General features: G+C 37.9%; 27 protein-coding genes and 2 pseudogenes. 23 read left to right on the forward strand and 6 right to left on the reverse strand.

What is annotated here, in order from left to right; translation table 11 throughout:
- Positions 1–254 (reverse strand): hypothetical protein (locus N824_RS34110; protein ID WP_235207050.1); only part of this gene is annotated, 254 nt, incomplete at its 3' end.
- Positions 255–436: 182 nt separating this feature from the next.
- Positions 437–790, reverse strand: a complete 354-nt coding sequence (locus N824_RS09330; protein ID WP_048904888.1) for a helix-turn-helix domain-containing protein — start codon at positions 788–790, stop codon at positions 437–439.
- 85 nt (positions 791–875) lie between these two features.
- Between N824_RS09330 and N824_RS09335 the strand changes: the two are divergent.
- Positions 876–1,478 (forward strand): annotated as a pseudogene (locus N824_RS09335) (SDR family NAD(P)-dependent oxidoreductase).
- A gap of 711 nt (positions 1,479–2,189) precedes the next feature.
- On the opposite strand, the gene N824_RS09340 reads toward N824_RS09335, so the two are convergent.
- A complete protein-coding gene (locus N824_RS09340) occupies positions 2,190–2,648 on the reverse strand; it encodes a hypothetical protein (RefSeq protein ID WP_048904890.1) in 459 nt (152 codons plus the stop codon).
- 1,274 nt (positions 2,649–3,922) lie between these two features.
- On the opposite strand from N824_RS09340, the gene N824_RS09345 reads away from it, so the two are divergent.
- Positions 3,923–4,342, forward strand: coding sequence for a hypothetical protein (locus tag N824_RS09345; RefSeq protein WP_048904891.1), 420 nt, complete (start codon positions 3,923–3,925; stop codon positions 4,340–4,342).
- Positions 4,343–4,416: 74 nt separating this feature from the next.
- Here N824_RS09345 and N824_RS09350 read toward each other — a convergent pair whose 3' ends face one another.
- The gene (locus N824_RS09350) at positions 4,417–4,596 is read right to left on the reverse strand and encodes a hypothetical protein (RefSeq protein WP_152542125.1); all 180 of its coding nucleotides are present in this window, start codon (positions 4,594–4,596) and stop codon (positions 4,417–4,419) included.
- 1,675 nt (positions 4,597–6,271) lie between these two features.
- On the opposite strand from N824_RS09350, the gene N824_RS09360 reads away from it, so the two are divergent.
- The 7 genes and pseudogenes from N824_RS09360 to N824_RS33015 all read left to right on the forward strand — a co-directional run bounded on the left by N824_RS09360 (position 6,272) and on the right by N824_RS33015 (position 10,939).
- Positions 6,272–6,499 (forward strand): ATP-binding cassette domain-containing protein, encoded by a 228-nt coding sequence (locus tag N824_RS09360; RefSeq protein WP_048904894.1) that lies wholly within the window; start codon positions 6,272–6,274, stop codon positions 6,497–6,499.
- Positions 6,432–6,632 carry a serine hydrolase domain-containing protein gene (locus N824_RS38300; RefSeq protein WP_084498258.1) on the forward strand — a complete coding sequence of 67 codons (201 nt, stop codon included), beginning with the start codon at positions 6,432–6,434 and terminating at the stop codon, positions 6,630–6,632. The genes N824_RS09360 and N824_RS38300 overlap by 68 nt, the downstream gene beginning before the upstream one ends.
- Positions 6,633–7,261: 629 nt before the next feature.
- The gene (locus tag N824_RS09365; protein ID WP_048904895.1) at positions 7,262–7,492 is read left to right on the forward strand and encodes a hypothetical protein; all 231 of its coding nucleotides are present in this window, start codon (positions 7,262–7,264) and stop codon (positions 7,490–7,492) included.
- 3 nt (positions 7,493–7,495) lie between these two features.
- On the forward strand, positions 7,496–7,864 hold the full coding sequence (locus N824_RS09370; RefSeq protein ID WP_048904896.1) for a type II toxin-antitoxin system VapC family toxin: 369 nt from the start codon (positions 7,496–7,498) through the stop codon (positions 7,862–7,864).
- Between the two features lie 113 nt (positions 7,865–7,977).
- Positions 7,978–9,478: pseudogene (locus tag N824_RS38305) on the forward strand (DEAD/DEAH box helicase family protein); the annotation flags it as partial.
- Between the two features lie 12 nt (positions 9,479–9,490).
- A complete protein-coding gene (locus tag N824_RS38310; RefSeq protein WP_373419282.1) occupies positions 9,491–10,231 on the forward strand; it encodes a DEAD/DEAH box helicase in 741 nt (246 codons plus the stop codon).
- A gap of 27 nt (positions 10,232–10,258) precedes the next feature.
- Positions 10,259–10,939: a hypothetical protein gene (locus N824_RS33015; RefSeq protein ID WP_200869857.1), complete on the forward strand. Its 681-nt coding sequence runs from the start codon at positions 10,259–10,261 to the stop codon at positions 10,937–10,939.
- A gap of 207 nt (positions 10,940–11,146) precedes the next feature.
- On the opposite strand, the gene N824_RS09385 is transcribed toward N824_RS33015, so the two are convergent.
- Both N824_RS09385 and N824_RS09390 read right to left on the reverse strand, forming a co-directional pair.
- Positions 11,147–11,779 carry a zeta toxin family protein gene (locus tag N824_RS09385; protein ID WP_048904898.1) on the reverse strand — a complete coding sequence of 211 codons (633 nt, stop codon included), beginning with the start codon at positions 11,777–11,779 and terminating at the stop codon, positions 11,147–11,149.
- Positions 11,780–11,782: 3 nt separating this feature from the next.
- On the reverse strand, positions 11,783–12,022 hold the full coding sequence (locus tag N824_RS09390) for a hypothetical protein (protein ID WP_152542130.1): 240 nt from the start codon (positions 12,020–12,022) through the stop codon (positions 11,783–11,785).
- 1,177 nt (positions 12,023–13,199) lie between these two features.
- Here N824_RS09390 and N824_RS09395 point away from each other — a divergent pair.
- The 14 genes from N824_RS09395 to N824_RS38315 all read left to right on the forward strand — a co-directional run bounded on the left by N824_RS09395 (position 13,200) and on the right by N824_RS38315 (position 25,330).
- Positions 13,200–14,564 (forward strand): IS110 family transposase, encoded by a 1,365-nt coding sequence (locus N824_RS09395; RefSeq protein ID WP_048904900.1) that lies wholly within the window; start codon positions 13,200–13,202, stop codon positions 14,562–14,564.
- Positions 14,565–14,918: 354 nt separating this feature from the next.
- Complete coding sequence (locus N824_RS09400) at positions 14,919–15,761, forward strand: Dam family site-specific DNA-(adenine-N6)-methyltransferase (protein ID WP_048904901.1); 843 nt, start codon at positions 14,919–14,921, stop codon at positions 15,759–15,761.
- A 3-nt stretch (positions 15,762–15,764) separates the two neighbouring features.
- Positions 15,765–16,955 (forward strand): metallophosphoesterase, encoded by a 1,191-nt coding sequence (locus tag N824_RS09405; protein WP_048904902.1) that lies wholly within the window; start codon positions 15,765–15,767, stop codon positions 16,953–16,955.
- Between the two features lie 286 nt (positions 16,956–17,241).
- Complete coding sequence (locus N824_RS09410) at positions 17,242–18,747, forward strand: hypothetical protein (RefSeq protein ID WP_152542132.1); 1,506 nt, start codon at positions 17,242–17,244, stop codon at positions 18,745–18,747.
- Positions 18,748–18,756: 9 nt separating this feature from the next.
- Complete coding sequence (locus N824_RS09415; RefSeq protein WP_048904904.1) at positions 18,757–19,668, forward strand: hypothetical protein; 912 nt, start codon at positions 18,757–18,759, stop codon at positions 19,666–19,668.
- 82 nt (positions 19,669–19,750) lie between these two features.
- Positions 19,751–20,614, forward strand: a complete 864-nt coding sequence (locus tag N824_RS09420; protein ID WP_048904905.1) for a metallophosphoesterase — start codon at positions 19,751–19,753, stop codon at positions 20,612–20,614.
- A 7-nt stretch (positions 20,615–20,621) separates the two neighbouring features.
- Positions 20,622–21,596: a hypothetical protein gene (locus tag N824_RS09425; protein ID WP_048904906.1), complete on the forward strand. Its 975-nt coding sequence runs from the start codon at positions 20,622–20,624 to the stop codon at positions 21,594–21,596.
- On the forward strand, positions 21,574–21,915 hold the full coding sequence (locus N824_RS09430; protein ID WP_048904907.1) for a MazG nucleotide pyrophosphohydrolase domain-containing protein: 342 nt from the start codon (positions 21,574–21,576) through the stop codon (positions 21,913–21,915). The genes N824_RS09425 and N824_RS09430 overlap by 23 nt, the downstream gene beginning before the upstream one ends.
- Positions 21,916–22,001: 86 nt before the next feature.
- Positions 22,002–23,078 (forward strand): thymidylate synthase, encoded by a 1,077-nt coding sequence (locus N824_RS09435; RefSeq protein ID WP_048904908.1) that lies wholly within the window; start codon positions 22,002–22,004, stop codon positions 23,076–23,078.
- 1 nt (position 23,079) lies between these two features.
- Positions 23,080–23,724: a dTMP kinase gene (tmk, locus tag N824_RS09440; RefSeq protein ID WP_048904909.1), complete on the forward strand. Its 645-nt coding sequence runs from the start codon at positions 23,080–23,082 to the stop codon at positions 23,722–23,724.
- Entirely contained in the window at positions 23,721–24,206 is a 486-nt protein-coding gene (locus tag N824_RS09445; protein ID WP_048904910.1) for a hypothetical protein, read from the forward strand. Before tmk ends, N824_RS09445 begins: the two co-directional genes overlap by 4 nt.
- A 309-nt stretch (positions 24,207–24,515) precedes the next feature.
- Positions 24,516–24,815, forward strand: a complete 300-nt coding sequence (locus N824_RS09450; RefSeq protein ID WP_048904911.1) for a DUF4062 domain-containing protein — start codon at positions 24,516–24,518, stop codon at positions 24,813–24,815.
- A 78-nt stretch (positions 24,816–24,893) separates the two neighbouring features.
- On the forward strand, positions 24,894–25,181 hold the full coding sequence (locus N824_RS09455; protein ID WP_152542135.1) for a hypothetical protein: 288 nt from the start codon (positions 24,894–24,896) through the stop codon (positions 25,179–25,181).
- Positions 25,181–25,330, forward strand: coding sequence for a hypothetical protein (locus N824_RS38315; protein WP_373419283.1), 150 nt, complete (start codon positions 25,181–25,183; stop codon positions 25,328–25,330). The genes N824_RS09455 and N824_RS38315 overlap by 1 nt, the downstream gene beginning before the upstream one ends.
- Positions 25,331–25,927 lie beyond the last annotated feature (597 nt).

A 25,927-nucleotide genomic window follows, 5' to 3' on the forward strand; every position in this document is an offset into this window, starting at 1 on the left:
AATATCATACGCCGGTTAGTCCGATTAAGGGAAAGACCACATTGAAGGAGTTTGTCAGCGGGGTGGTTTAGGGTGTGCCGCTCCTTGACCAACCCGAGGCCGGAGGGAACTTTCAGATAAATTGTGCATAACACTAAAAAGTACTTTTTGGATTGATCAACAAGAAGATCCTGCTTTGTAAGCATCCATTTGAGCAGTTTATAATTGATGTGTATTGGATGGTTTTCTGTGACCCTTGCTGGTTTACTTGTCATTCCAACCTCGTTTTTTCAAAGTAAATGCATAAATTCAAGTACTTTGGTCACTCTTTTGATTCAAAAGTCCGTTCCGTAAAAAACAGATTTTTTCGGGATAGATCGAACCAATTGTCTTGCTCTTCCGGTCTACATCCCATTTTCCTGGTAGGAAGGCTTGTTGGATTCAAAATTTATAAGCTTTAATTGTCCTTAATTTTCTTTCTATGTTTCAACCCAAACTCAATTAAAGCTTTAATGACAGGTAGCGTTTCGATGGCATGGTTAGTGAGCTCATAAGATACTGTAATAGGTTTAGTATTGTTCACTGTGCGGGTAATAAGCAGATTTAACTCTAACTGCTGTAATTCGTTAGATAATACTTTTGGTGTTATGTTCTTTGAAGCTTCCAACAGGTCTTTGAACCGCATAGTTCCATAAAGGTATAAACTTCGCAAAATAAGGATTTTCCATTTTCCTCTCAATATATCCAGGGCATCCTGTAGCGCCAATTGCCGCTCAATACCTGGTTCTGATTTGAAATTCGATTTTCCCATACACAATTATAGTTACTATCCTAAAGGTAACGGATAACAAAATTATAGTAAATGTCCAATAATTTTGTAGCTATAAAAATATCAAATGGAAAATAAGAAAGAAAACAGTTTGGGTGGTAAAAAAGTTGTCTTATTAGGCGGCACATCTGGTTTTGGGTTAGCTACTGCCCAGGCAGTATCAGCGCAAGGTGCCTTGGTAGTTGTGGTTTCGAGTAGCCAGCAAAAGGTTGATGAAGCTTTATCTTTGCTGCCGAAAGACAGCCAAGGTTTCATTGCAGATCTTGGTGATGAAAAACAAATTGAGCAGCTTTTTATGAAAACAGGCGAATTTGATCACCTTGTTTTTACTGCCGGTGATGCATTAAATTTTAGTGACTTATCGGCTTTGGACATTGATAAAGCTAAACAATCTATAAACCTTCGCTTTTGGGGTTCTGTTATGGCTGTGAAGCACGGAGCCCGACTGATTCGTCAAGGCGGATCAATTGTATTAACCACCGGTGCAATTGGAAGAAGACCGAGAAAAGGAACCGTTGTGATTGCAGCAATGGCCAGCGCTATTGAGGGACTTACCCGCTCGCTTGCTTTCGAACTTGCACCGATAAGGGTCAATGCGATATGCGCGGGCACTTTCAGAACAAATCTTTCAGCAGGTATGTCGGAAGCYSWAMRSGASGMNTYATNTTAGCYNNATTGGAAGCAAATTACTGACTGGCAGGATTGGCGATGCATATGAAATTGCCGAAGCTTATTTATACCTTATGCGCGGGAGCTTTACAACCGGTCAAATCATTGTAATCGATGGCGGGAGCTTACTTGTTTAATTACCGAAACATAGATTACCAAAAGCGGAGATGACTATAATTGTTGGATAGGAAGATATTTAGTGTTGGTGAAGAGAAACACCTTTGCTTTGAAGGTGCTTTTACAAGATGTTAATTGGTTTAATGTGTTGATTATTAGTTTTATACGTCCGATTTGGGGAATCATTTTTATTTTCCAAATTACTCACTTGTTATTTGAGAATTGATGTATATTTTGGCATGTCCTAAAAAGCAAAAAGCCTGCTAATCATGCGATTTGCATGCTTTTTGTTGGTTTTGTCACCTTTTTGGCGGGATGAAGGGAGCCAATTGCAACACTTAGAGGGAATTTTGGCGGTTGTTAAAGAAATTTTCAAGAATACAAAACTGATTTAATTAATATTCGTGAAATCTTCCTGCGATCAAGTAATACCGCAAGAATGAAGAATAAATTATTGTGTTACTGTTTTTTACAGATGTTATCGTTTGTGTCGCATTTATATATGACAGTAATAAAAAAGCATGAGATAATATTAAAAGCTCCAGCAAAAACGGAGCTTTTAATATTGTAGTCTCTTAGCGAGATTTAAACCCTGTTATTTGATCAATCCTCCCTGGTCTATAGTAATCGCCTTGCGGAATTTTGCAGTGGTAGTAACTGGAGCATCGGCCGGATAAGTAATGTATTTCAACGTAAGGATATCACCGGATATACTAAATGTAGCCTTTTCATAGAGTTCGAATGTTGTCGCGGTCTTCACAGCTGGTTTCCCCGGATCCTGGCTGAGCATCTCCTTGGTTTCAATTTTCAGACTATCCGACAGTATTTGATAAGTGCCAGTATATTTTGTGGCATAGCCCTCGTTATTCCCCGTGGAGAACTGAAACTCGTTTTTATTAGTGAATTTCACTGAGCGGACAAACCCGGTCAGATCCAGTTCCTGCCAATCCCCGACCAGAGCGCTTTCTGAAGGCGCCTCTCTGTCCTTTTCGCAAGAGGTAAAACAAATCGAAAATAAAATTAGAAATGAAAATACAGCGGTTAATGCCTTCATGATAGGTGTTTTAAGTTTATATTAGCTTATACGAGAACCACTTTCAAAACGCTACAGCTCGGTTAAAGTACTTCAATAAAAGAGCTCCGGTAAACCAGTCCGAGCTCTTTAATTATCAACTAGACCGAAACGTAATACGAACCAAATATTTAATAAGCAAAGCTAAACCCAATTATTAAACCAGCGTTAAATCTTTGTCACATATACTTAAGCATTTACCCTGGATACAATAATGAACTGACATGCGAGTGGCTGGTCTCGCTTGATCAACTCTTCAAATAGGCGGACAGCGCAAGAAGATATTAGATATGCAACTTAAACCATGGATGCTAAAAAAGATAAGATTGGTTCAGTCAACTTATCGGCTAAATAGCAAAGCTGAGTCAGATCTAGCTACAGCACCGATGAAGGTTCTTATGAAATTTATAGGGATAAACACGGGGGACAAGGCCTTAGATACAGAGATTAAACGTTTAAATTAACATTCAATATTTTAAAATAAGTAACAGAATTTTTAATACATGTTGAATCTTAGTTTCGAGTCTAATTAATTGAAATACTGTATGTGGATAGAAGTAAAGAAAGGAATGTCACATCCCTTTTCTAACCAAATACAATCGATTAATTTACACATTCCTAAATGAAGGTTTTGGCTCTATGGGTGCATAAGAGGGGGGATATCCTATGATCATGAAGTGTAATAAGCTTCTGCAACTTACTAACCAAGATTACGCGCAATCATCGGGTCTCCCAATTGATTGATAAGCATAAATTTTCTATATTTATACGAGCATGCTGTTAAGATTTTATTACTTCTGTTTCCTCTACTTTTATAAAGACAAACCTGAGGATTGGGACGGATGGTTTAGGGCTTTGCTATTAGTGGAACTAAGCATCTTCGGCCTAACGATGTTGATCGGTCTGCTGGTCAATGAATCCATATGCACCTTAAACCGTTTACTCGCGTAATAGGCATTGTAATTAACCTTGTAATTTTAAGGCTATCGTACTGGATGTTAGCAGCAAAGGGAAGGCATGAAGATATATATGATGAATTTATAAACCATCAATGGAATACGAAGAGAAGCCGCGTAACTTGTTGGGTTATTTGGATTTCTGGTTTACTATTGCCAATGGCTCTTGCGGTCTATTTTAAGGGTTATATAAGCTTGAAATAGTTTGTAATCTTCTTAATATTCACACTTCGACCCTCTTCACAGATTGGGGCTTAAGTCGTGAATGCAACGTTGGTAATATGTTATTATATTTATCTAATGGGCCAACGAATAGCTGCTATAATCACCAAGGGACAAGTTGACGTCCCAGAATCAGTAGTTCATTTTGCTCAGCACAATTTAACAATAATCGGGGTTAGTGATGACGAAGGAGGATACAGAAAAGAGAAGTGGCTGTTTTTAGTTGAACTAATTGAAAGCTTAGAGTTAAAATGTTGGTTCATTGAATTTTACAGTGAGTGGGGAGACCGTCCTTCAAATCATCTTTTTATGCCTATAATCGATAATAACATAATTAAAGAATCGTGCATTCACATGTGGAACGAAGACGGGGTTGATTATACACTAATTTCATCTACTAAACTTAGAATGGGACTTACCTTGAATTGGTTTGCTAATGAGAACAGATATTTCACATACGAGCATGCAAAGCGTGGTTATGAGTTGAGAAAACTCTAGTCGGGATTTAATATATATTGTAGTAGTGCATTCCTACACTTCGAGGAAATTGTTGGTTATTTGTGTTTCGCAGATCACTGGCTGTTCAGGTCTTCTGCCACGTAGCTGACCCATTGGCTATAGGGAAGATGTCCGAGATTTTTTTCGGGCTGGAAGCCTTTTCCATTGATTGGATTATTGTCGGTCCAGGATGCTTTGGTGTCGGGAATTACAAGGTAGAATTCGCTGAACGGCAATTTAGTCTCTTCGGACATGCCCATGTAATCCATCATCCCATAAGTAGAGGTGCCATATCTTTTTATCTTTTTGCTTTGTCTGGAAATGTAAAAGAAAAATTCGGTTGAGCTTCCGCCCAGGTCATCGAAGATCAGCGCAATTTTGTTTGGTGTTTTTANCTANAGNATCKGWWNNGAGCRTCRTSKAGGGWAWKRGWNTARNATSTMGCCTTGGACTGCGGGATTTCCTGATATGCTTTTTTATTGGCCTCAACCAGTTCCGGCGTATAGTTTCTTTTAAAGGCGGCATCGGTTGGCGGATTGTCGAGAAATGATTTTATTCTGGGCAGGGTACGCTTTATGTTCTCTTCCGACAACCTAAGCTGGGGTGCACCCTGGTCAATAGGGTTGGTATAGAAGTAGGGCAGGAGGTAAAACCAACCTGAATTTCCTCCGGCATTGCCTCTGAGGTCGACAATAAGGTTCTTGCTGCTTCGGATTAAAGAGTCATTCCTGGTGATGATTTCCCTGATCTTCTTGTCATTGTTGAATGATGCAATTCTGAGCAGGGTGGTCGTGTCATTCAACTTTGAAATGCCCAAGCCGAAATTATAGTTTTTCCAGCTGGACAGTTCTGCTTTTTCTTCGCTACTCATCGGAGCCGGGTATTCACGACCCCAGATTTCAAAGTTCCACATGAAGAGCAATCCTTCCCGGAGGCGCAGGGGATAGTCAGGAGTGATCCAGTTGTATTTATCGAAAGTATATCCGCTGATAGTTTTTGTGATGGTGCTATAGATGAGCCCTTTTGGAAGTTTGTCGTCATTGCTTTTCAGAATGACAGCCAGGTATACATCTTTTGTCCTGGGGATGATGGCGAGCTTCATGGTGGAATCAGGATTGGTCCAGATGCCTTCAACTGATCCCGGTTTTATTTTGCTGTAGGTACTACGGAATTGTTCTTCGGTGACTTGATGGTATTGCTTGTTGCTGTCGTCGTTTACACCGTACTCAAAGTCGAAATGTTTGTCGTTGAAATAGACTACGTATTCTTTGATAATGCTGAAGCATTCTTTGGGCTTAGAGGTTGTCGCTGCATTTCTTTTGAGTTTTTTTACCAGGGTTTTGTATCTGGATATGGTTTTTGGGTTAACTGTTAAGGGGAAGCCTGCATAGTTGATTTCTGTTTTTTCGATCACTTTGTCGAGATTTTCCAGACAGTTACAGGTTTTTTCCTGGGAAATGGCATTTATTGTTGATGCGACTATGATGACGATTAGGTAGATTTTGTTCATTTGGTTGGTTTTAATTGGTTTATGAATATAAATATAATATATTCCACTGTTTTGAATTGACTATTGATAACCGATTTTTCTGTCTTTTGTGAATTTAGAGTCGGCTCTTATGATCTTACGTTTAGTAGGGCACATCTTTTTTCCATTCGTGCACATGGACGTCGACAGGAATTCGCAGATCATAGCTAAAGCTGTTAAACTCAATAATGATTTGAATGATATTGTTCAAAATACCAAAAAGGGAATAGTATTACCTTTTTTAATATGATTAAGGCAATTTCGTGAGCAAACTTTTAGTATTACCGTAAGTTCATCGACGTATTATAAAGTTTAAATGATTTTTTATATGCTTCACATTACCAAACAAAGTATTCACAACATTCCTTTTTTTGAATAAATAATGACGATACCTTGGCCTTATGAATATAATTGAGACTAACTCATTAATGTATGCTTTCGGAAATAAACCAGTTCTGAAAGGAGCTGATCTTACCGTTCAAACGGGAAGTATATTCGGCTTTTTCGGGCCAAATGGGCCGGGGAAAACGACGGCAATCAGAGCACCGCTTGGGCTTGCACATGTTCCTGAAAGAAGCGTTATGCTTTTTGGCAAAGATATCCGGACCCAAACCCGGAGAGAAGTTTAGCTATTCAAATATTGGATACAGAATTTTAGGATTGGCGCTTTCGAAAGCTGCGAAAAAACCTTTTATTGAATTAATTGAGATAAGGATTTTCGAGCCCTTGAATATGAATTCCAGTTACTTTGTTGTGCCTTAAGAAAAGCTTTCTGAATTATCAGCCGGGTTTCAGGACGCTGACGGAAAGGTAGATATCAAGACACCTCTTCTTGATCATACGGGGCGTGGATACAAAGTTCCTAATGGAGGAATATATTCTACTCCTAATGATTTGGCGAAATTCATGATGTGCAACCTGGGCGCTTCACCTAATCTTGTCTAAGATGAAAATATGGCAATGATGCAAAATGAAATAATTGGTATTGGAGAACAGAATTATTATGGTATAGGTTTTTTTGTTAACAGGAAAGATCAATTAACCATAATACATCACGGGGGAGGCAGTTGCAGGTTATACTGCTAACTCTGCCTTTGCAAGAGCGGATCAGTGGGGAATTGTACCCTAGCCCAAAATCCCGCTTTAATATGATTTCGAAGAGGTTTGTAATTGGCGACTCACCGAATCACTCACCGATCTTGTTTCTTTTGTAGCTGCAAATGCTATTTGATAAATATAGCGCTTTTTATGTTTAACAGGCGGTTTTTGCTTGTGTTTTTTATTCTGATATTAAAAATAATATGTTAAGAGTCAGAAACTTAAAAATAGAATTTTCGCTACTCTGGATAATTTATTTTTAGTAAATTTGTATATCATAATAGCGAAGTGCCATGGAACTCATCTTAAAATCCAATAATGAAGATAGTCTTGCCAAAATCATTGCTTTAGCTAAGAAGTTAAATGTAGTGATTGAGAAGAAAAATGCTGATCTAAATAAAAAGGCCAGGACTAATCTAAAAAACCGTATTCTTAATTTTAAGGCTGAAGAATCTTCTTCTTTTGGTGATGCTATGGATTGGCAGAGAGATGAACGTTCAGATCGTGAGTTACCCTTCTCTTAAAGTATGGCTTTTCTTTTAGACAGTAATATTATCATTTACTCCTATTCAAGTGAATACGAATACCTGAGAGCTCTTATTGTTGATGAATCTTGTATTGTCTCCGAAATATCGAGGGTGGAAGTTCTAGGTTATCACAAATTGAAGAAGGAAGAAGAAAAGTATGTTAAGGATGTGTTTAAGTATGCACCAATCATTGTTCCTGATGAAGATGTTTTTGATCGTGCTATTGAAATCCGTAAGAAATATAACCTAAAATTAGGTGACAGTTTAATCGCCGCTACTGCTTCCGTTCATGATCTGGAAATATATACCCGAAATTTGGGTGACTTTGAACGGGTTATAGGATTAAAGTGTTTTAACCCCATTCATTAAAGTCTATGAAAACCATCTTTAATTGAGTAAGAGCATAATGATGGAAATTAACATTTACTTTAAGCAAGTTCGATAAATCTTCAATTGAGTACCATATCTCGCTATATAAATCTTTGTTTAAAGGTCGTGAGGATGTTTATGCTATTTATTGGACAAAAGGAACCAAAAATGGTTTTATGCCTGCCAAATTATATGATCCCTATTTTAATAGGATTTATAAGAAAACAGCAAATTCTACTAGTACAGAAACAATAAATTATCTTTCCCTTACCGAAGACCAGATCCAAAAACATCTTGAAGGAAGGCAATTAATAGGATTATATCCGCTTCTGCAAGACAACTCATCTTGGTTGATTGTCGCAGATTTCGATAAAAATAGTTGGTTGGAAGATTGTCGAAGTTTTATAAAATATGTGCAAGCTATAATATTCCGGCCTATCTTGAACGTTCACGCAGTGGAAAAGGTGGGCATGTTTGGATATTTTTTGATCAACCTTATCCTGCTTTAAGAGCAGAATAATTGTACTTACTTTACTAGAGAGATCAGGAGTGATATCTACTTTTGATAAAAATTCTAGTTTTGACAGATTGTTTCCTAATCAGGATAGACTTTCCGGAAAAGGCTTCGGAAATCTAATTGCATTGCCTTTACACAAAATAGCCTTGGAATTGGATAATAGTTGTTTTATAGATCCTGAAACATCCAATTCTTACAAGGATCAATGGGGATTTTTGAAGAGTATTAAACGTATTTCTGTTGATGATTTTGAACAGGTATTCCTATCATTAAATAATAACAAAACGACCAGCGTTATTGATCCTAAAAAGCTTTCAATCACATTGTCAAATGTAATTGAAATCAACCGTGGGGGAATGAATTCTTCCGTAGCTGACTTTTTAAAAGAGGAACTTAATTTCTTCAATATTGACTTCATTCTCAAAAAGAACAGCGGTCGGAATACGTTTGGAACTAAGAGATTCTTAAAATTCATCGAGGAAAAAAACGAAGATGTTATCATTCCAAAGGGTTTTATTAGGAAATTGTTGGTTTATTGCATCAAAAATCATGTTCCTTATCAGCTAAATGATCACAGGAAATTGCTTCCTCCCATAAATGTTTCATTCAATGCCGCTTTGCGCGAATATCAATTGCCCGCAGTGGAGGCCGCGTCTAAGAAAGATATAGGAGTGATCGTTGCACCTCCGGGTTCAGGGAAAACGGTCGTGGGTCTTAAAATTATTGCTGATAAACAGCAGCCAGCAATGATCATAGTTCATCGTAAGCAGCTGGCGGACCAATGGGCAGAAAGAGTTGAAGCATTTCTGGGAATTCCAAAGCAAGATATTGGTAGGATAGGACAAGGCAAGACTAAGATAGGAAAACAGGTTACGATTGCAATGATACAAAGTTTGGGTAAAGAGTTAGAAAAACCAGAAGCGGATCAGTTAGTTTATGCATTCGGAACTATCATTATTGACGAATGTCATCACATCGCAGCGGAAACGTTTAAAAATGCACTTTCACTTTTTCATTCCTACTATTTATATGGCCTAACCGCAACACCTTTTCGAAAAAACAATGATGATAGATTGATTTTCATTCATATTGGAGAGGTTATTTCAGAAATGAAATCCAGCGATCAAGATGCATTAAAGCAGCCGGAAATTATCATCAGGAATACAGCTTTGGATGTGAATTATAATGCCAAGACAGATCGTTTCGAGACATTATCAAATATACTTATTCATGATTCTGAAAGAAATAAATTGATTTTAAAAGATGTTTCTTTTCAACTGGGCACTGGAAAAAAGGTGGTTATTCTCACTGAGAGAAAGGAGCATATAGAGACTTTACAACAATATTTAAAACCATCTTTTGAGACCATTACATTAAGTGGAGATGATTCGGAAGCTAGCCGCGGTACTAAATGGAAAATTTTAAAGGCAGGTAACTATCAAGTGCTTATTACCACAGGGCAATTCTTTGGAGAAGGATCTGATCTTCATAATGCTCAATGTTTATTTTTAGTCTATCCGTTTTCTTTTGAAGGAAAATTGATCCAATATATTGGCCGCGTACAGCGTTCAGAGCTTACTCCTATAATTTATGATTATAGGGATATTAAGATCGATTATTTAAACGCAATGTTCCTTAAAAGGAATGTTTACTACAAAAAGCTGATTCGGCACAGGACATTGTTTGATGATGTTGAGGAGGATGTGGAAGAGAAAAACCAAGTAGATGGTCTAATGAACACTTTAAGCGATCAAATAATTGAGCGAAATATTAAGGTTACCATTGAATCACTTGATTTTTTATATGGTGGGGTTTCCTTCCGTGAAGTTATAAAAGAGATAGCGCAATAGGTAATATTTGATATTGAGAATTTAAACATGCGACCGGAATTTGAAGTGTTAAAATCATACTTTGAAAAATTTCTGAAATCTAAGACTGTACAGATTGATATTTGTATAGTTGTCGAAAAAGGTATTGTTGTTGGCAAATCTGCCGTATGTCTAGATATAAAGAAGCTTGATCGTGAAGTTATAGAAGGAATACGTTTTACATTTGCTGAAAAAAATCTATTTAAGAAAGGTAATCTTTTAGGGAAGAATGTTGAAATGTCACAGCTCAGTACCGGAGATACTAGTCAGACATTGTATGATTCCGGAGAAGAGTTATTACAGGATGTACTGACTAAGGGTAATTACAGGCATAAAATGCAACTTAGATATTTATCCGAACAACATGAGGGAGACGTGTTGAAAATACGATTCGTTCTAGCTCCATTTGCTTTTGTTTTTCTAATAGCAGGAAAAGAGCAATATCATATTGCTATGGAGACATTGGATACCGATGAGGCTACTTATATTTGGCATACCCAAAAGGAAATTTCGGAACTTAAAAATGCACTCTATAATATTGATAGAGATCTTAACAGAATCAGAAATGAAGAGAGATTCTTATTTCTGCAATCAACTCCAATAAATTTTAGTCGTGTTTTACATGATTATTCAGACGAAAGAAGAGGTTTTGTTATGTGGAAGGATGATCTGGAAGAGCGTCTGGTTTAAAAAAGTTCAATTAAAACAAAAAACCTTGAAATCATGCGATTCCAAGGTTTCAGTATGGCTTTGATGACCATTCCAGCGGGGATGAGGGGAGTCCATTACAACACCTTAGTGGTATTTTCTTGATTTTGAAGGGGCTTTACATAAGATAGTAATATTTCGTTTTTGCTACTTTAGCAAATATTCATGAGCAGGATTCAATAATCAGCGCTATAGCTTAAGTCTATTTCTTTTGATATTTTGCTTGAGCTCTTTTTTATAGTATTGGTTTTTTGTCATCAGTAAATAAGCCTCTTCATCCAGACGATCTTTGGAGAAGCTGAGCCTGGCAAATTGCTGAGGATACTCTAAGTCATTAGATTGATAGTTTATTAATTTGTCCTGGTTGAAACTAAAGACATATTTGTTGGTCGCTCCTGTACCGGTGTAGATGAAGTCAGAATGGTCAAAATAAAAGTAATAAAATGCTACGTTTTTCAAACTTTCAACGAAATTTAGCTTAACATTGCCGTCAGAAATGGGGAGCCCTTCTTGATGCATAATGCGTAAAGCTACACGGTCGATGGATTGTTGTATGTTGTCAATAAACAAGACAATGATATTGGTTTGATAACCAACTTTCCTTGCTGCCTCAACAATGTTAATAAAGGAGCTGTCATTAAATACTGTTTCCAGAACGATGTCTTTTCTATCGGCTATGGCTTTTAAAGCAAGTTCTTTAGTCCGGCTTTTGTAAACATCAGTCATCAGAATTTCGAACCCCTCCAGTTCGTTCAATCTTGTTCGGATAAAAGTAGATTTGCCTGCAGCATTGCAGCCTGTGATAAAGATAAGCTCTGGCATACTTTAATTTAGCTTTTTAATAACTGTATCCTTGATCTCTTTAGGTATGCCATTAGCATCGTTTATGATTTCGATCTCTACCAGGTATTTTTCACCTGTTGGAAGCTCTTTACACCAGTATTTGCCATATTCTTCAAATTGAGCGTAAAAGGGATTTCCCAATTCGAAGGCGCGCTGACGTCCAAGTTCATGCATGTTGCCCATGTTTTTTAAAAGGCGCTCAACAGTAGATGTTTTTTTCATTTGAATAATGTAGCTGGTACTTGATGATGTAAAGATACGGATTTGCAAAATAGTAAGCATTATTTTGCAAAGTGCACACGCCTGCATAAAAATCACGAAAATATTTGCAGAATATTGTTTAGTAATTCTCTGTTGCTTTTGTTCTCATCTAATAAAAATCTGAAATGATGGCATCAAATAGGTTTAATTACTGAATGCCGATCATCTCTTGTTTGTGAGGTCTTCTGTTTSGMTMTTYNGMTSTTNGMTTACTTGAACCACATCGGTTCTTTTGTACTCATATCTTCATTAAACAGGGGGTGTCCTGAGCTATTTACAGCTGATTTTTTTGCATTGCCGTCCTGGATAGGATGGCAATGTTTTTTGAATCTGGTTTTTCAGCGGCCAAAACTTTATCTTAAGTTGAGAATTGATGCATATTTTGGTATGTCCTAAAAAGCAAAAAGCCTGCTAATCATACGATTTGCAGGCTTTTTGTTGGTTTTGATACCTTTTCGGCGGAGAGTGGGGGATTTGTACCTTAGCCCAAAAACCGTCTTATTTCGTGTCTGAGCGGACTTTGAAAACTCGACTCACCGAATTACTCACCGCCATCTCTGTTTTTATAACTGCAAATGCTATTCTGTAAAATTACTCATAATTATCAGTATATCAAATAGTTGAGTGTATTTTTTTTAGGTTCGGGAGCCTTTTTTACGGTTCGGGAGCCAAAAGGATTGCATCTTTGTTTTTAACTATCTGATTGTGAGGTTTTTGTTGATTTTTATTCTGCCGTGACTCACTCTACTTAAAAATGATAGTCCTTTTTAAGAATTTGATTATCGTCGGGCCTTTTTTATCGAAACCGATATTCAGCTTTGTAACACTTAATTTTCATTTTTTTAATGCACTGATTGTATTGTCCCGTCCTGAAATCACAAGATTGCGCAATCGCAATTGAATAGAGGAGACAACTTTCAAGCATATTTCATAAATTAGATTTGCAGCTTCAGAACGAGGTCGGCAAGCAAACTGGCACTTATCCTGAGTCCTTCCTGAAATCTGATCCGGATACATGAGGTCCATGTTTTATGATTGGACATTTGATGAATTGATTGGTGATCCTATCTGGAATCCCGTACAGAAAACTCTTAATTTCGAATGATGTATCCCTGAAGCTTCTTAACTCAAAAATGCTATGGAAAAGAAAAAAATGTCGCTTCAGGTCATCAATCACTATGCTGCTGGCATAGATGTCGGATCCCGCACACATGTTGTAGCTGTGGACCAGAACCCCGAAAATGTCCGATCTTTTGGAGTTTACACCGAGGATCATCATGAACTTATCGTTTATTTAAATTCACACAATATCACTACCGTAGCCATGGAAAGTACAGGGTCCTACTGGCAGACACTTTTCAGTGTATTGCAACGGTCGGGATTCGATGTAACCTTAGTCTCCGGTAGTCAAACAAAAAATGTAAAAGGAAAGAAAACAGATGTGATCGATGCTATATGGATACAGAAACTCCATTCCCTAGGTCTTTTGTCTGGAAGTTTTCTGCCTAATGACATCATGCAGGAATTACGCACCTATTATAATCACCGCCAGCACCTGATAGAACAAATAGCGCGATATACACTCAAGATGCAAAAAGCACTCAGACTAATGAACATTAGGCTTGACGTCGCCATCCGTGATATCACTGGCAAATCAGGCATGACCATTATTGCAGCTGTTCTGGAGGGTCATCGGGACCCTCAACATTTGGCTTCACTGGTTGACATCCGGACAAAAAAATCAAAAGAAGAAATAGCTAAATCGTTGTGTGGCACTTGGCGCAGTGAGCTACTGTTTGAACTAAAAGCTTGCCTTGATCTTTACAGATATTTTAACCAGGCACTGAAAGATTGTGATGATATAATAGAAAGACTTCTGATCGAATACATCCCCAAAAGATCGGTTTCAGCAAAGCAAGAGAAGATCTTTAAAGGATACAATAGAAAAAAGGCTAAGAATGCTCCGGCGTTCAATGTTTCCAAACCTGCATTCCAGTTTTTCGGAACTGACCTCTTTGCCATTACAGGTATTAGTCACAATACCGTTTTGTGCTTGCTAACAAACCTTGGTGATGACATCTACAAATTTCCAACTGCAAAAAGTTTCGCATCCTGGCTCAGACTGGTGCCAAACAATAAGATTAGTGGAGGGCGTATTTTAAGCAGTCGTGTTAAGAAAGGAAAAAACCCCATAGCTACAGTCTTAAGGCAAGCGGCCAACTCTATCGGGAATCAAAAAGATCATGATCTTGCATCTTTCTTCAAGAGAATAGCCTTTAGAAAAGGACGAGTTGCAGCCATTACCGCTACAGCTAGAAAGATCGCTATAATCATCTGGAACATGATTATTAAGAACGAGCCATATTCATCTCATAAGCTTCTTACAGACAATGAAAATTATAAAAAAAAGAGATTACGAAATATTCAGCGAAATATATTTAGCCTCAACCTGAGCCAAGCGGAGCTTCGTTACCTATTTGAAAGAAATTTGTCTCTGATATAGGGTGTGTTGTACAGAAACTACTTGTCATTTCGAAAAATAGGTATTTAGATCGGCGATTTTATTCTTGGGCAGGAGAGTGCCTGAATGGTATGATTGACTACTTCCCCAAATTTTATACCGGAAACGTTTCCATCTTTTAAATATATTCTTACTGATTTACCCAATGTCATTGAAAATTTGGTTGCCGGTTAACTTGCATGTTTTATTAGTGTTTGGGTAATTATAGATAAAAGATTTCACTCTTGTTTAGTATTTGATGAAAAAACCAAGTACTTTCGTCAGTTATACTAACTTTATACCAAGTAAGAATTATCATTAAGAAAAAATTATTTCAAATAAACTGTGAATTTATCTATGCCCGAAATCCAAGCTGATACAAAGCAGCAATTTCCATTCCTTAGATGGACGGGCTCGAAACGTTGGTTGACCAAAGATTTGCTGAAAGATTTTCTACCCAAGAGCTTCGAAAATTATCACGAGCCTTTCTTAGGGGGAGGAGCAGTGTTTTTTCACTTGAAGAGTATCAGTACGAATCCTGATAGAAAGTATTTTTTATCTGACACCAACAATGAACTGATTAATTGTTATCATAAGCTTCAAGAAGATGCATCATTGGTAATAGATCACCTCAAGAGTTTCATAAATACAGAAGAGCATTATTACCAGGTAAGGCTGTCACGACCGGAAGACTCATTTATTCAGGCAGCTAGATTTATCTATTTAAACAGAACTTCCTTCAACGGTATATACCGTGTGAATAGTGAGGGCAAATACAATGTGCCTTATGGTAAGCGCATAAATGTTGATGTAATTACAGAAGATTTGTTAAAAGATGTCAGTAAATTTATTCAAGGTTGTGATTTTTCCACATCAAGCTTCGAAAAGTCAATAGATAAGATTTCTAAAAATGACCTGGTCTTTATAGATCCTCCATACACGGTAGCGCATGAGAACAATGGTTTTATAGAATACAACCAAACCCTGTTTTCCTGGGATGACCAACTTAAACTGAAAGCATACATCGAAAAGATTGCAGAAAAAGGCGCTTACTTTATTTTAACGAATGCAAGCCATCATTCTTTAACTGATTTATATGATGGAGTTGGGAAACTTGTCAAAGTAGGCCGGCTAAGTAAAGTCGGGGGTCGAAACAAAACCCGGGGTACATTTAATGAATTAATTGTTTTTAACACCTAGTATATGGGTAAGAAACTCTTGCGTATTGCTATAATCAGTGATCTCCATTGTCATCCTGAATTAGAAGACTCTAAAAAAAATAGCACTTTGCTTTTCAGTGCCAAATTAAGATCACCGGTGAACGAACACCCTGTAGAGGATCTTTTAGAGGTTATTGCAAAAGATCAGATTGAAGTTGATGTGGTGCTGAGCCCGGGTGATATCACGCACCAATCCGATCAGCAAGGATTTTTTTCAGGCTGGTCCTATATAAAGGAATTAGCGGCTGCATTAGGAAGCAAGCAACTATATGCAACTATTGGGAACCATGATGTTGACAGCCGTCATAAGGCTTCTGCATATAGTTTTGACATCCCTAAAAAAGTAAAACAAAATTTCCCTTTGCCGGAGGCTTATCTTGAAAGTTTTTGGGGAAGTGGTTTTAGCTTTATCGAGGATAAAGACTTTCAATTGCTTGTTATTAACTCCACTCATTACCATACCCATTATTCTACAGACAAGGACGGCAATCCTACCATAAAAGGAAAGATCGACTCAAATCAGTTGGAGGCAATTGAGAAATATCTTTCAGAAAACAATGACGATGAGAAAATTAAAATCATGTTGTGTCATCACCATCCCGTTAACCATGCCCGGCGAGGCTTAGGGGATGATGATTTTATCACAAATGGCGAGGATCTACTTCATTTGTTAGGGAGATTTAAATTCGACCTTGTCATTCATGGACATAAACACGATCCATTACTCCGATATTTTCCGACAAGTTGTGGGGTCGATATACCAATTTTGTCCTCAGGTAGTTTCAGTGCAACAGATCAAATACTTTACGCAACTATTTTTAATTATTTCCATGTTCTTGAAATTTCAAAAGAAAATGGTCATGCAGTTGCAACGATAGAAACATACACCTTTAGAAATAAGATTGGGTGGGGCAAAACTAGGGATGATGGTTTCTTGCCTTTCACGGGCTTCGGTTATAAAGAAGACTTGTTAAAAATTGAAAGTAAAGTTGTTACCCTTTTGAAATCAAAATCTTTTGTCGAATGGCCAGAAGTGCTGATCGCGGCTCCGGAAATTGCATATCTGACTGCCCAACAGCAGGAAACGTTGAAAAATATGCTTGAGGCTAAAAAGATATATCTAGGAGATAAAATCGGCGTAGGCCCAAAACATGCATATTATGCGGGAAATTGACATATTTTACAATACATTCAATGCCCGCCACTTAAATCCTGAAGAAGTTGCGGAGACCTTCATTTGGTCGGATAATTTTGAAAAGTTAATTCAGAATAATCACTCTGTGGTATTGGGTGCTAGGGGATGCGGAAAAACAACCTTAATGAAAATGTTGACCATCCCAGCACTTAGGTCATGGGATAACCTTAATGATTCCAGGATAAGTGCAAGCATCAAATTTTTCGCGATTTACATCTCGACTGATATTTATTGGGATGTAAAAAACCAGGTGTACAGCTCTCAATTGGAGAAGTTTGGTTCATTTTCACAGCTGGTTTCTGAATTTTCAGTAAATACAAATGTGTTTAAGTCCGTCTGTCAGACCTTTAAAGAGGTCATTGCTTTAAGTGATTTGGAAGGGAAAACCGAAAAAGAGTTAGAGCTTTGTAAGCTTTTGATCGTCGCTTGGAAGTTGCCTGGAACAATTCCTACACTTGATTACATCATTGATGCACTCAATCTAAGGGTTGATATGGTCAATCAAATGATACAAGGGTTAATTTTTAATTACAAAGACGCCAGTGATTTGCCTAATGACGATTTCTTTAAATTGTCATTTGAGTCATCTCTCGAATATATAATCCCAGTATTTCAACGGATTTTTAAAGTGGATCTGAAAAAAAAATGGGCGTTTTGTTTTGACGAATTAGAATTTGCGCCTAATTGGTTGCAAAAGAAGCTTTTCGGATCTTTGCGGAGTCGTAATCAGATTATACTATATAAGCTAAGTGCAAGTCCGATTCTCCCAAAAGAATTAGAGGAGTTGATCTTCAGTGAATATGGGCCCACTCCCGGTAATGACCTGCAAATTATTAAAATGTGGGGCTCAAAGAAAAATGAAGATTTTTCAAAGAGACTGATTGACTCAATTGTCAGGAAGAAATTCCCCAACCTGTCAGCCGAGAGTTTCTTCGGAACTAATTCCATCTATAATCGCCAACCAAATAGTTATATACAGGGGAGCGATTTTTACTTGCAGATGGTTCAACTCCTGAAAAAAGATAAGTCGTTTGAAATTTTCCTAAAAGAAAACGGCGTAGATATTTCTAAGCCACTTCCTGAAAATGATTCACAAAAGGATACTCTCTTTCGAAAAATAAAGCCAATTGTATATTTTCGCAATTTTTATTTGAAGACTAAAAAAGAGGATGTAAACGCCACAAAAGGCAGGGGCAGAAAAACCAGCGAGTTATATTTCGGGTTGGAGGTATTAAAGAAAGTTTGCGATGGGAATCCGCGATGGCTTATTGGATTGGTAACCGCTATTTTATCCAGATCAGAGGATGCAAAAGCGGATTCCAGGATTCAGTTCGATGAATTGTTGTCGACTTCTAAAAGGTTTTGCAACGTGATAGAAAACATTCCTATCAACCGCTATTCTAAGACAACATTTAAACAATTGCTCACTAAGGTAGGCAAGTATTTTGAAGACCAGGTGCTAGGGCAGACTTTTCATATGGATCCCAGGGGAACATTTATCGTCGATGTCGGTAATTCAGTTTCAGCTGACCATGTAATGGAGATTTTAGAAAAGGGGGTGTCTCAAGGCGCATTTATTCCTGTCGACCCAACGGACGATGAATTCGATTTTAAAATAGAGGGGAAGCGACTTAAGTTATCTTATTTATTATGTGTTTTATTCAAACTGCCGTTAAGAAAATACCCGGAAGCCAGTTTGAAAGATATTTTGCAAGGTAAGTCTAAGTCAACTGAACTGGACGATCCCGAGAGTCAATTAAGAATTTTTTGATGTCATTCCATGAAGATTGAATACGGAATAGAGCTAAATGTTGAGGATCTGATAGGTCATGAGTTTGACTTGTTTATTTTAGCAGGTAATCATGAGAAACGAGTGTTTACCGCATTTGATAGGATCGTCAGTAAAAACACCATAAACAAAACGCTATTACTTTGTTACGAACCATTTATATGCAATAAGAAATACAATGCAGTTGTCAAGGAAGTAGTCAAGGATTACACAGAGATTTTTTCCTTGCTAGATCTTCATCTTGGGGCACTGGATAAAGATAAAATCAGCATCTATATCGATTACTCGTGTATGACCAAGGCATGGTACTATGCCATAATGCTATATATATCGAATAAAAAGATGCGATTTTCGGAGGTTGAGACGATTTTTAGTTATACCCCATCGAAGTACTCTGAACCACTTGAACCCAAACATAATACTGAAATAGCTCCGCTTCCAGGTAAATACATGATACCTACTGATAAGCCGAAAGCTTTGATCGTATGCTTGGGCTACGAACAAAACAAAGCGGATGGCATCATCAATCATTTAGATCCAAAAGTATACCATATATTCTATACTAAACCGGCATTTGACGAACGGTTTGTGACTGTTTTAGAAAAAAATAATGAGTATATCCTTAAGAATTCTGCCAATATAACCACCTTTAAATTTGATGACTTGCTATTCCTGGAGAGAGAGCTGACTTCACTCTACTATTCGCTGCGTGAAAATTACAGTATCATTATAGCTCCATTGGGTCCAAAGCCCTTCACTTTTGTGTCGATGTTACTTTCTATAAAATTTCAGGATATCGACATATGGAGGGTAGGCTCCGGGGCTGATATTAACATATATACCCGGGAACCACTCTCACCTCCTATATTGATATTGACAAAGATCGTCTGGATAAGAAATTAACGCGCTGTTATTTTTTCTACGGATCTGAACTTGTCCCAGGTATGCCGGTACTCTTAAAAATTTTACCGACCTTATGATCCTTATGGAAATTAACGCGAATAAAAAAGTCATTTTACTACATATAACAGATTTTCACTTTGGAGACCAGATGGCATTAAACTATTCTACCGGTCGAGTAACTTTCGATCAGGTAGCGAAACTGATTATTGCGGAATTGTCCACCTATGAACCTACCGATTTGATAATAGCGGTCGGTGGTGACATTGCAGATAAGGCGGATGCTTATCATTACCAGGCGGCCAAGAAATTTTTTAACCAGCTAGGTGAGGCCTTTACCGACATTCCCGTAAATTACATTGTTACGCCAGGTAACCATGATATCAATATAAAGGCTGCTGATAAATTCGGGGACTTTAATAAGTTTGCACGCGAATTAACCGAAAACCATGAGTTTGTCTATAGCCCTGAGCATACGGCAGGAATGGTAGAAATGCATGGCTGGTCCTTTATTACTACGAATACCGCATTTAAGGAAGACACCAAGAGTTCTAAAATTTATCCAGCTCATCTTGAAAAAAAGCTCCTGGCCGCGAAAAATCCAATCGTATTATTGTTACATCATCATCTCATTCCGATGTATCAAAACGATAATTCATTGGTAAGTAATGCGCTTGACCTGTTTAAGTTAGCTCTAAAATCGAATGTTATAATATTGCTGCATGGTCATGTACATTCAAGCGTGCGGATCTATATCGGCGATGGAACAAAACAAATCCCGGTCATTGGTTGCGGCGCACTCTTACCCAGGCTTTCAGATGGTTATTTGAACCAATTTAATATATTCAATTTGAAAATTGACGGAGCTTTCGAAGTCATCCCATACGCTATAACGAATGAGGCTCCATATGAGGTAGGCCCCTCAATTATTAAACAATATCTAGATTAACGCAAATATGAACAATTACATTTACCAAGAACCCGGCGGGAAGTTAGCGGATTTGTCGAATAAAGCCTTGAAAAAATGCCCAGAGGAGGGGGTGCGAACCAGCAATCTTATTCTATCCGGACTTTTTGAAATCGACGAAATCAATGATCGGTGGATAAATGGTTTCAAAGAGAAGGCAATGCAGTGGCAGTCAAATCCAGCGCCAGATAATCTTGAGTTTAGCCACGGACAATATATTCAGCCATTTAAAACTGAAAGTGGTGAGGGTGGAGTGGATTTTTTGATAAAAGAATTAAAGGAAAAGCACGATTCCAACCGCGCTTGCTGGAGTTTACTAACCATGAAGGAGCTGCTTAACCATGAGCAAGATCAATCGATCCCATCATTCATGCTATTACAGGCCGGTATTACCGATAATTTACAAACTTTAATTTTAACTGGTTATTATCGCGCGTTGGAAGTTTCAAATTTCTTGCCAATCAATATGGCGGAAATGTGCCTGATAGCGGAGCGAATTAAGAGTAAATTTGTCTCAATTACACAGCTTTCTCTGACGATCCATGCTTTTGGTGCCTATAACGATCCTGAATTCTCGTGCCTTGAGAAAGTGGAGATTGATTATATAGACCCTATGGCAATTATGCTGGCGATTACGAATCCGGTTGACAATAAAGAAGAGATCGTCAAATGGGTCTCTGATAAGATGAAATTGAAAGAGTCAAGAATAAACCCTAGGGGTCTTATAAATCTAGCTCAATCAATGAACTTGCTCAATGATAAAGGAAAAGACAAAGGATGTCCTATCTATCCAAGACCTCTGCTGGAATTGCTTGATAAGGTCAACAAGCAAATAGCCGAGCACAATAAGTTGAGATTGACTTCCTCTCATTCCAGCGAGATAGGCAAAAGGTACAAAGCGATAAAAGAAGGATTGATGAAAATTATCTCATTATTAGCAAATGGAAATAAAGGAAATAATTAAGTTGCAGCAAGAATTTGACAATAGTCATGAAAGCAAATTCCCGTGGGATCAGATGATCTCTGCTGATAACTTGCAAACACTGCAATATCTGGCATTGGCACTTAGCGGCGAATCTGGTGAAGTGGCAAATGCGATTAAAAAGGTCGTGCGTGGCGACGTAAGCTATGAGTCCCAGCGTCCGGAGATCATCGCGGAAGTGACAGATGTGTTCATTTATGTTCTTAAATTAGCCTATCAGATGGGCTTTGATTTAGAAGGGGCTTATCTCGAAAAAATGGAGTTAAACCGCGAAAAATTTAAGCCGTACGAGCGTGATTAGTTCGGGTTTAACGCTCATTGGCGATGAAATAAATACAATGGTTTGTGATTCCTTTAGMSMKRNGWTMKGWRSMRYKATTTAAACACTTGCAAGAAAATGGAAATGCTGTCGGCAGCCGAATAGGGGATACCCGTGAGGTATTGAATTTTAAAACCGTGATACGTGATCCCAAGCGACGGTGCACAGTAGCCCAAGGCAGAAATTGTAATATTTTCTTTCACCTTGCAGAGTCATTTTGGGTATTAGCCGGACGTGATGACCTGGCTTTCATTACCATGTTCAACTCGATATTTCCACAATTTTCCGATGATGGAGTTACACTCCATGGGGCTTATGGTCGACGGTTGCGCCATAACGGAGGCGCCGGTCTTGAAAAAACTGGTGATCAATTCTTTACGTTATGTAAACGTCTAAATAAAGACCCTGACCTAAGACGATCAGTCATCGCTCTTTGGGACAGTCGGATTGACCTTGGTCAACCATTCAAAGATATTCCATGTAACACACAATTAATGTTTCGCATTAGTAGGGGTATGCTGCACACTACTGTGATTAACAGAAGTAACGATCTACATTGGGGTGTGATTGCAAATATTTTCCAATTCAGTATGCTGAGTGAGTTTATGAGTCTGTTGATTGGCTGTAAGATTGCAACGCAGACACACGTGTCCCAGTCTTTGCACTTTTATTTGGATAACCCAATAAATAAAAAGCTTGTTGAGTCTGATATTGCAAATATCTTTAATGATCGATACCCGGCCACCGAACTTGTATTTCCGTTCGTTAACGGAACAAGCGAATTTGAAAAGCGCTTCGACGAAATTGACCTCCTTATTAAAAGATTACCGGAAGAACTACTGACTTTTGCCTCCGGAAATCCCAGTTTAGACAATGCAATATTAACAGGTGAAACTTTTCATATCTATGGGCCTTCGATTCATGATATTGCAAGATTAATGTTTTTATATGTCTCGTATCAACATGAACGAAAGGAAGCAAAAGAAGTATGCAATATTTATTTTCAGCATCTGTTGGGTCTTGAGGATAGTTTTAGACACAAGGATTTCTGGGCTATGGCGGTAAATTATTTCGTAGCTCGCTCAAAAAATACAGAACTGCTTATTCAATCCGGCTTATTTGATGTAAATTTGGGAAATTATTAATATGGCGGAAAAAGGATTGTTTATTGCTTTTGAGGGGATTGACGGGAGCGGCAAAAGTACGCAGGCAAAGCTTTTGGCCAGCAGACTATCTGCTGCCGGATATCGTGTTTACTTAACGTTTGAACCCACTGATAATCACATTGGATCTATGATTCGGGATGTTTTGAAAGGTAAAGAAACAGCGGATGAGCGTGTTATTGCAGGTCTGTTTGTGGCCGATAGATTAGATCATCTGCTGAATGAGACCTACGGCATGCTTAAAAAGTTAGAGGAAGGTTATATAGTCATTACTGATCGGTATTACTTTTCTTCCTATGCTTATCATGGCACGCATATGGATATGCAATGGGTGATCGATGCCAATTTCATGAGTGCAAGTATTCTGCGTCCAACTGTTAATTTTTTTATTGATGTACCTGTTGAAGTTTCTATGCAACGAATATTGCTTAACCGTGAACATGTTGAACTTTACGAAACATTAGATAATCTGAAGTTGGTACGTGAAAAATACCTGGAAGCTTTCGCCAAGCTTAGCAATGTCGAGAATATTCAATTTATAAATGGGAATCAGACAACGGAGCAAATTTCCGAAGATATTTTTGCTACTGTAATGACTTATTCAGAGATCGGAAATACCCAGGTATGATGGTAACATTGAATGATAAACTTTATGAAGCTTTTGCACTGGACTTAAAACGTCATGGTGATTTCTGGCGAATATGTCGCCCAACCACCTTTGCCGAAATGTTATTGACCTACCGTAAAAAACTTGACGGTTATACGGATAGTGATTTGATCTCGATGGTCAATTGGGCTGTTCGCTATCATTTGTGCAAACGCCTGCCCATAGACGTTTGCAATCTATCGCTTAACGCTGTGGAAGCTAAATTAGGAGCGGCTGATGCAAAAATAATGCGCGCCTATCGACCAACACTTCAAGAGATGACCACGGCAGTCGAAAACTACAAGGATAATTCCGTATACGACCTTTCCCGAGACCTCGATTACCTCGCTGTACTAGGCGAGCTGGATCTTGATGCAGATCTTGATATGCTGATGTCTCGTATAGCCAATATAGGGTTAGCTTTACTGACCAACACCAGTATCAATGAATGCTCGTTAGTGTAAACTAACCTAGGTGGAGATTGCTTTGCATGTTTAACTTTCACTGTTCAATAATAAAACTACTAGTTTCAAGGGACCCCAAGATCTATACGTTCTACTAAGGGGTCGTACCTATAGTTAGATCGAAAGATTCTGTCCTCACCTACAATTTGCCATCAGGATGAGAATTATGCCTTATTAGGCTCTTCAATAAAGTTCGCCTCTGGCCTTATCCGCCTATAAATTTACAGTTTGTAAAGGGAAACCAGTATCGGCCGCCTGATCTCGGTTAATTTATTATATTGCCGGAACAATTAACTATCTTAGTAGTCAATGAAGTCCAGTCAGCTCAGCATATTCGTCAGTTCAACCTTTGTGGATCTGAAAGAAACCCGGGAAGAAGTGCTAAAATTCCTGGGCGTTTTAAAATCAGACCTGATCTCTATGGAGGTATTCGGTAGCGATGAGCTGGGGGCCTTGGAAGTTTGCTTGGACGGTGTAAAGCAATGCAATTTTTTCATCGGCATTTATGCAGAAAGGTATGGCAGCATAAACCCGGAATCCGGATTGTCGCTTACCGAGCTCGAATATCATGAAGCTTTTGCAAAGCTACAAAAAGGAGAACTCAAGTGACTGCTGCTGTATATTGTGGATCCGGAAGCAAATTGGCCAATCAAATATATAGACCGGGAAGCTATTGCGATTGAAAAAATGAACGCCTTCAAAACGCTCATCGAAAACAGACATACCCTAACTTGCTTTAAGGATAGTGCGGAACTGCCATTTAGCATCCTTAGAGATATTATTCGCAAACTGGAACTCAGCGTAGAAGCAACCTATAAACCAAGAAATACGAAGTTACTTCCTGAGCTCAATAAAATTGATAGGCCCATTGGTATGGGGTTTTTTAGCCCTGAGCTTGCCTCGCTGTTTTACTGCAGACCGCCGAAACACAGGGACTCAGCACCCAGATTATTCAGCATCGCTTCAGCCTGCTGATCGGAGTATCAGGGATTGGTAAAACCTCGTTGCTCAATGCCGGGGTGATTCCTCAATTGAAAAATATGGGCTGGCTCATCGCAGATAAAGCAAAAAGAAAAAAGTGGATTGATCAGAAATATGGTTACCGAATCGGAAAAGAACGTTGACTATGTCTTACAGCTGTTAGTATATTTATTAGAAGGAGTAACCGAAGCGTAGGTTATGCTAAAATACATTGACATAAAATATGATGAGTTTGTATTTTTTAAGCTATTAAACAGATTGATTATCAGTGTTCTATCTTGAATTAAGAAAGTAACGGAAAAATTTTGCAAAATACTGATAATCAGCTAGTTATGTATTTATGTTTTTCGTGTTTTTCGAGCGTTTAATTCGGTGTAAACGATTGATAATCAGAATTAAAGCTGCTATGTATCTGGAGATAATTGAAGTAAAAATGCTTAACGTATTGTATTTAAATTTGTTATGAAAATAAATTATCTGATTATGATAATTGTTAACTAATTTATTATTAATTATTTAATAAAATATCGTAACTTCTTGACGGAAGTTTTAAAAACATTGTCCCTCCTCTGTCCTCAAGAAGATTTTTTTTCTCATTATTAAAAATTCAATAATATAGTGGTCCTACATAGGCCTATTTTAAATTAATTGTATTTAATTACTCATTTTTAAGGTAGACAAGTAAGGATAATTTATGTCTCTTTTTAGTTAATTTGTTGAGTTTGGGACTCGCATAATTA

This window comes from Pedobacter sp. V48 (assembly GCF_000523515.1).
Lineage (GTDB): Bacteria > Bacteroidota > Bacteroidia > Sphingobacteriales > Sphingobacteriaceae > Pedobacter.

Excerpts from the sequence above, each read along its gene's own strand:
- N824_RS38300 (WP_084498258.1), top strand. The coding sequence starts at position 6,432 with ATGTTCCTGAAAGAAGCGTTATGCTTTTTGGCAAAGATATCCGGACCC.
- N824_RS09400 (WP_048904901.1), top strand. The coding sequence starts at position 14,919 with ATGCCCGAAATCCAAGCTGATACAAAGCAGCAATTTCCATTCCTTAGA.
- N824_RS09430 (WP_048904907.1), top strand. The coding sequence starts at position 21,574 with ATGGAAATAAAGGAAATAATTAAGTTGCAGCAAGAATTTGACAATAGT.
- N824_RS09445 (WP_048904910.1), top strand. The coding sequence starts at position 23,721 with ATGATGGTAACATTGAATGATAAACTTTATGAAGCTTTTGCACTGGAC.
- N824_RS09450 (WP_048904911.1), top strand. The coding sequence starts at position 24,516 with ATGAAGTCCAGTCAGCTCAGCATATTCGTCAGTTCAACCTTTGTGGAT.
- N824_RS09420 (WP_048904905.1), top strand. The coding sequence starts at position 19,751 with ATGGAAATTAACGCGAATAAAAAAGTCATTTTACTACATATAACAGAT.
- N824_RS09405 (WP_048904902.1), top strand. The coding sequence starts at position 15,765 with ATGGGTAAGAAACTCTTGCGTATTGCTATAATCAGTGATCTCCATTGT.
- N824_RS09370 (WP_048904896.1), top strand. The coding sequence starts at position 7,496 with ATGGCTTTTCTTTTAGACAGTAATATTATCATTTACTCCTATTCAAGT.
- N824_RS33015 (WP_200869857.1), top strand. The coding sequence starts at position 10,259 with ATGCGACCGGAATTTGAAGTGTTAAAATCATACTTTGAAAAATTTCTG.
- N824_RS09395 (WP_048904900.1), top strand. The coding sequence starts at position 13,200 with ATGGAAAAGAAAAAAATGTCGCTTCAGGTCATCAATCACTATGCTGCT.
- N824_RS09340 (WP_048904890.1), bottom strand. The coding sequence starts at position 2,648 with ATGAAGGCATTAACCGCTGTATTTTCATTTCTAATTTTATTTTCGATT.
- tmk (WP_048904909.1), top strand. The coding sequence starts at position 23,080 with ATGGCGGAAAAAGGATTGTTTATTGCTTTTGAGGGGATTGACGGGAGC.
- N824_RS09390 (WP_152542130.1), bottom strand. The coding sequence starts at position 12,022 with ATGAAAAAAACATCTACTGTTGAGCGCCTTTTAAAAAACATGGGCAAC.
- N824_RS09330 (WP_048904888.1), bottom strand. The coding sequence starts at position 790 with ATGGGAAAATCGAATTTCAAATCAGAACCAGGTATTGAGCGGCAATTG.
- N824_RS09365 (WP_048904895.1), top strand. The coding sequence starts at position 7,262 with ATGGAACTCATCTTAAAATCCAATAATGAAGATAGTCTTGCCAAAATC.
- N824_RS09415 (WP_048904904.1), top strand. The coding sequence starts at position 18,757 with ATGAAGATTGAATACGGAATAGAGCTAAATGTTGAGGATCTGATAGGT.
- N824_RS09345 (WP_048904891.1), top strand. The coding sequence starts at position 3,923 with ATGGGCCAACGAATAGCTGCTATAATCACCAAGGGACAAGTTGACGTC.
- N824_RS09455 (WP_152542135.1), top strand. The coding sequence starts at position 24,894 with ATGAACGCCTTCAAAACGCTCATCGAAAACAGACATACCCTAACTTGC.
- N824_RS09350 (WP_152542125.1), bottom strand. The coding sequence starts at position 4,596 with ATGTCCGAAGAGACTAAATTGCCGTTCAGCGAATTCTACCTTGTAATT.
- N824_RS38310 (WP_373419282.1), top strand. The coding sequence starts at position 9,491 with ATGAAATCCAGCGATCAAGATGCATTAAAGCAGCCGGAAATTATCATC.
- N824_RS09385 (WP_048904898.1), bottom strand. The coding sequence starts at position 11,779 with ATGCCAGAGCTTATCTTTATCACAGGCTGCAATGCTGCAGGCAAATCT.
- N824_RS09360 (WP_048904894.1), top strand. The coding sequence starts at position 6,272 with ATGAATATAATTGAGACTAACTCATTAATGTATGCTTTCGGAAATAAA.
- N824_RS09425 (WP_048904906.1), top strand. The coding sequence starts at position 20,622 with ATGAACAATTACATTTACCAAGAACCCGGCGGGAAGTTAGCGGATTTG.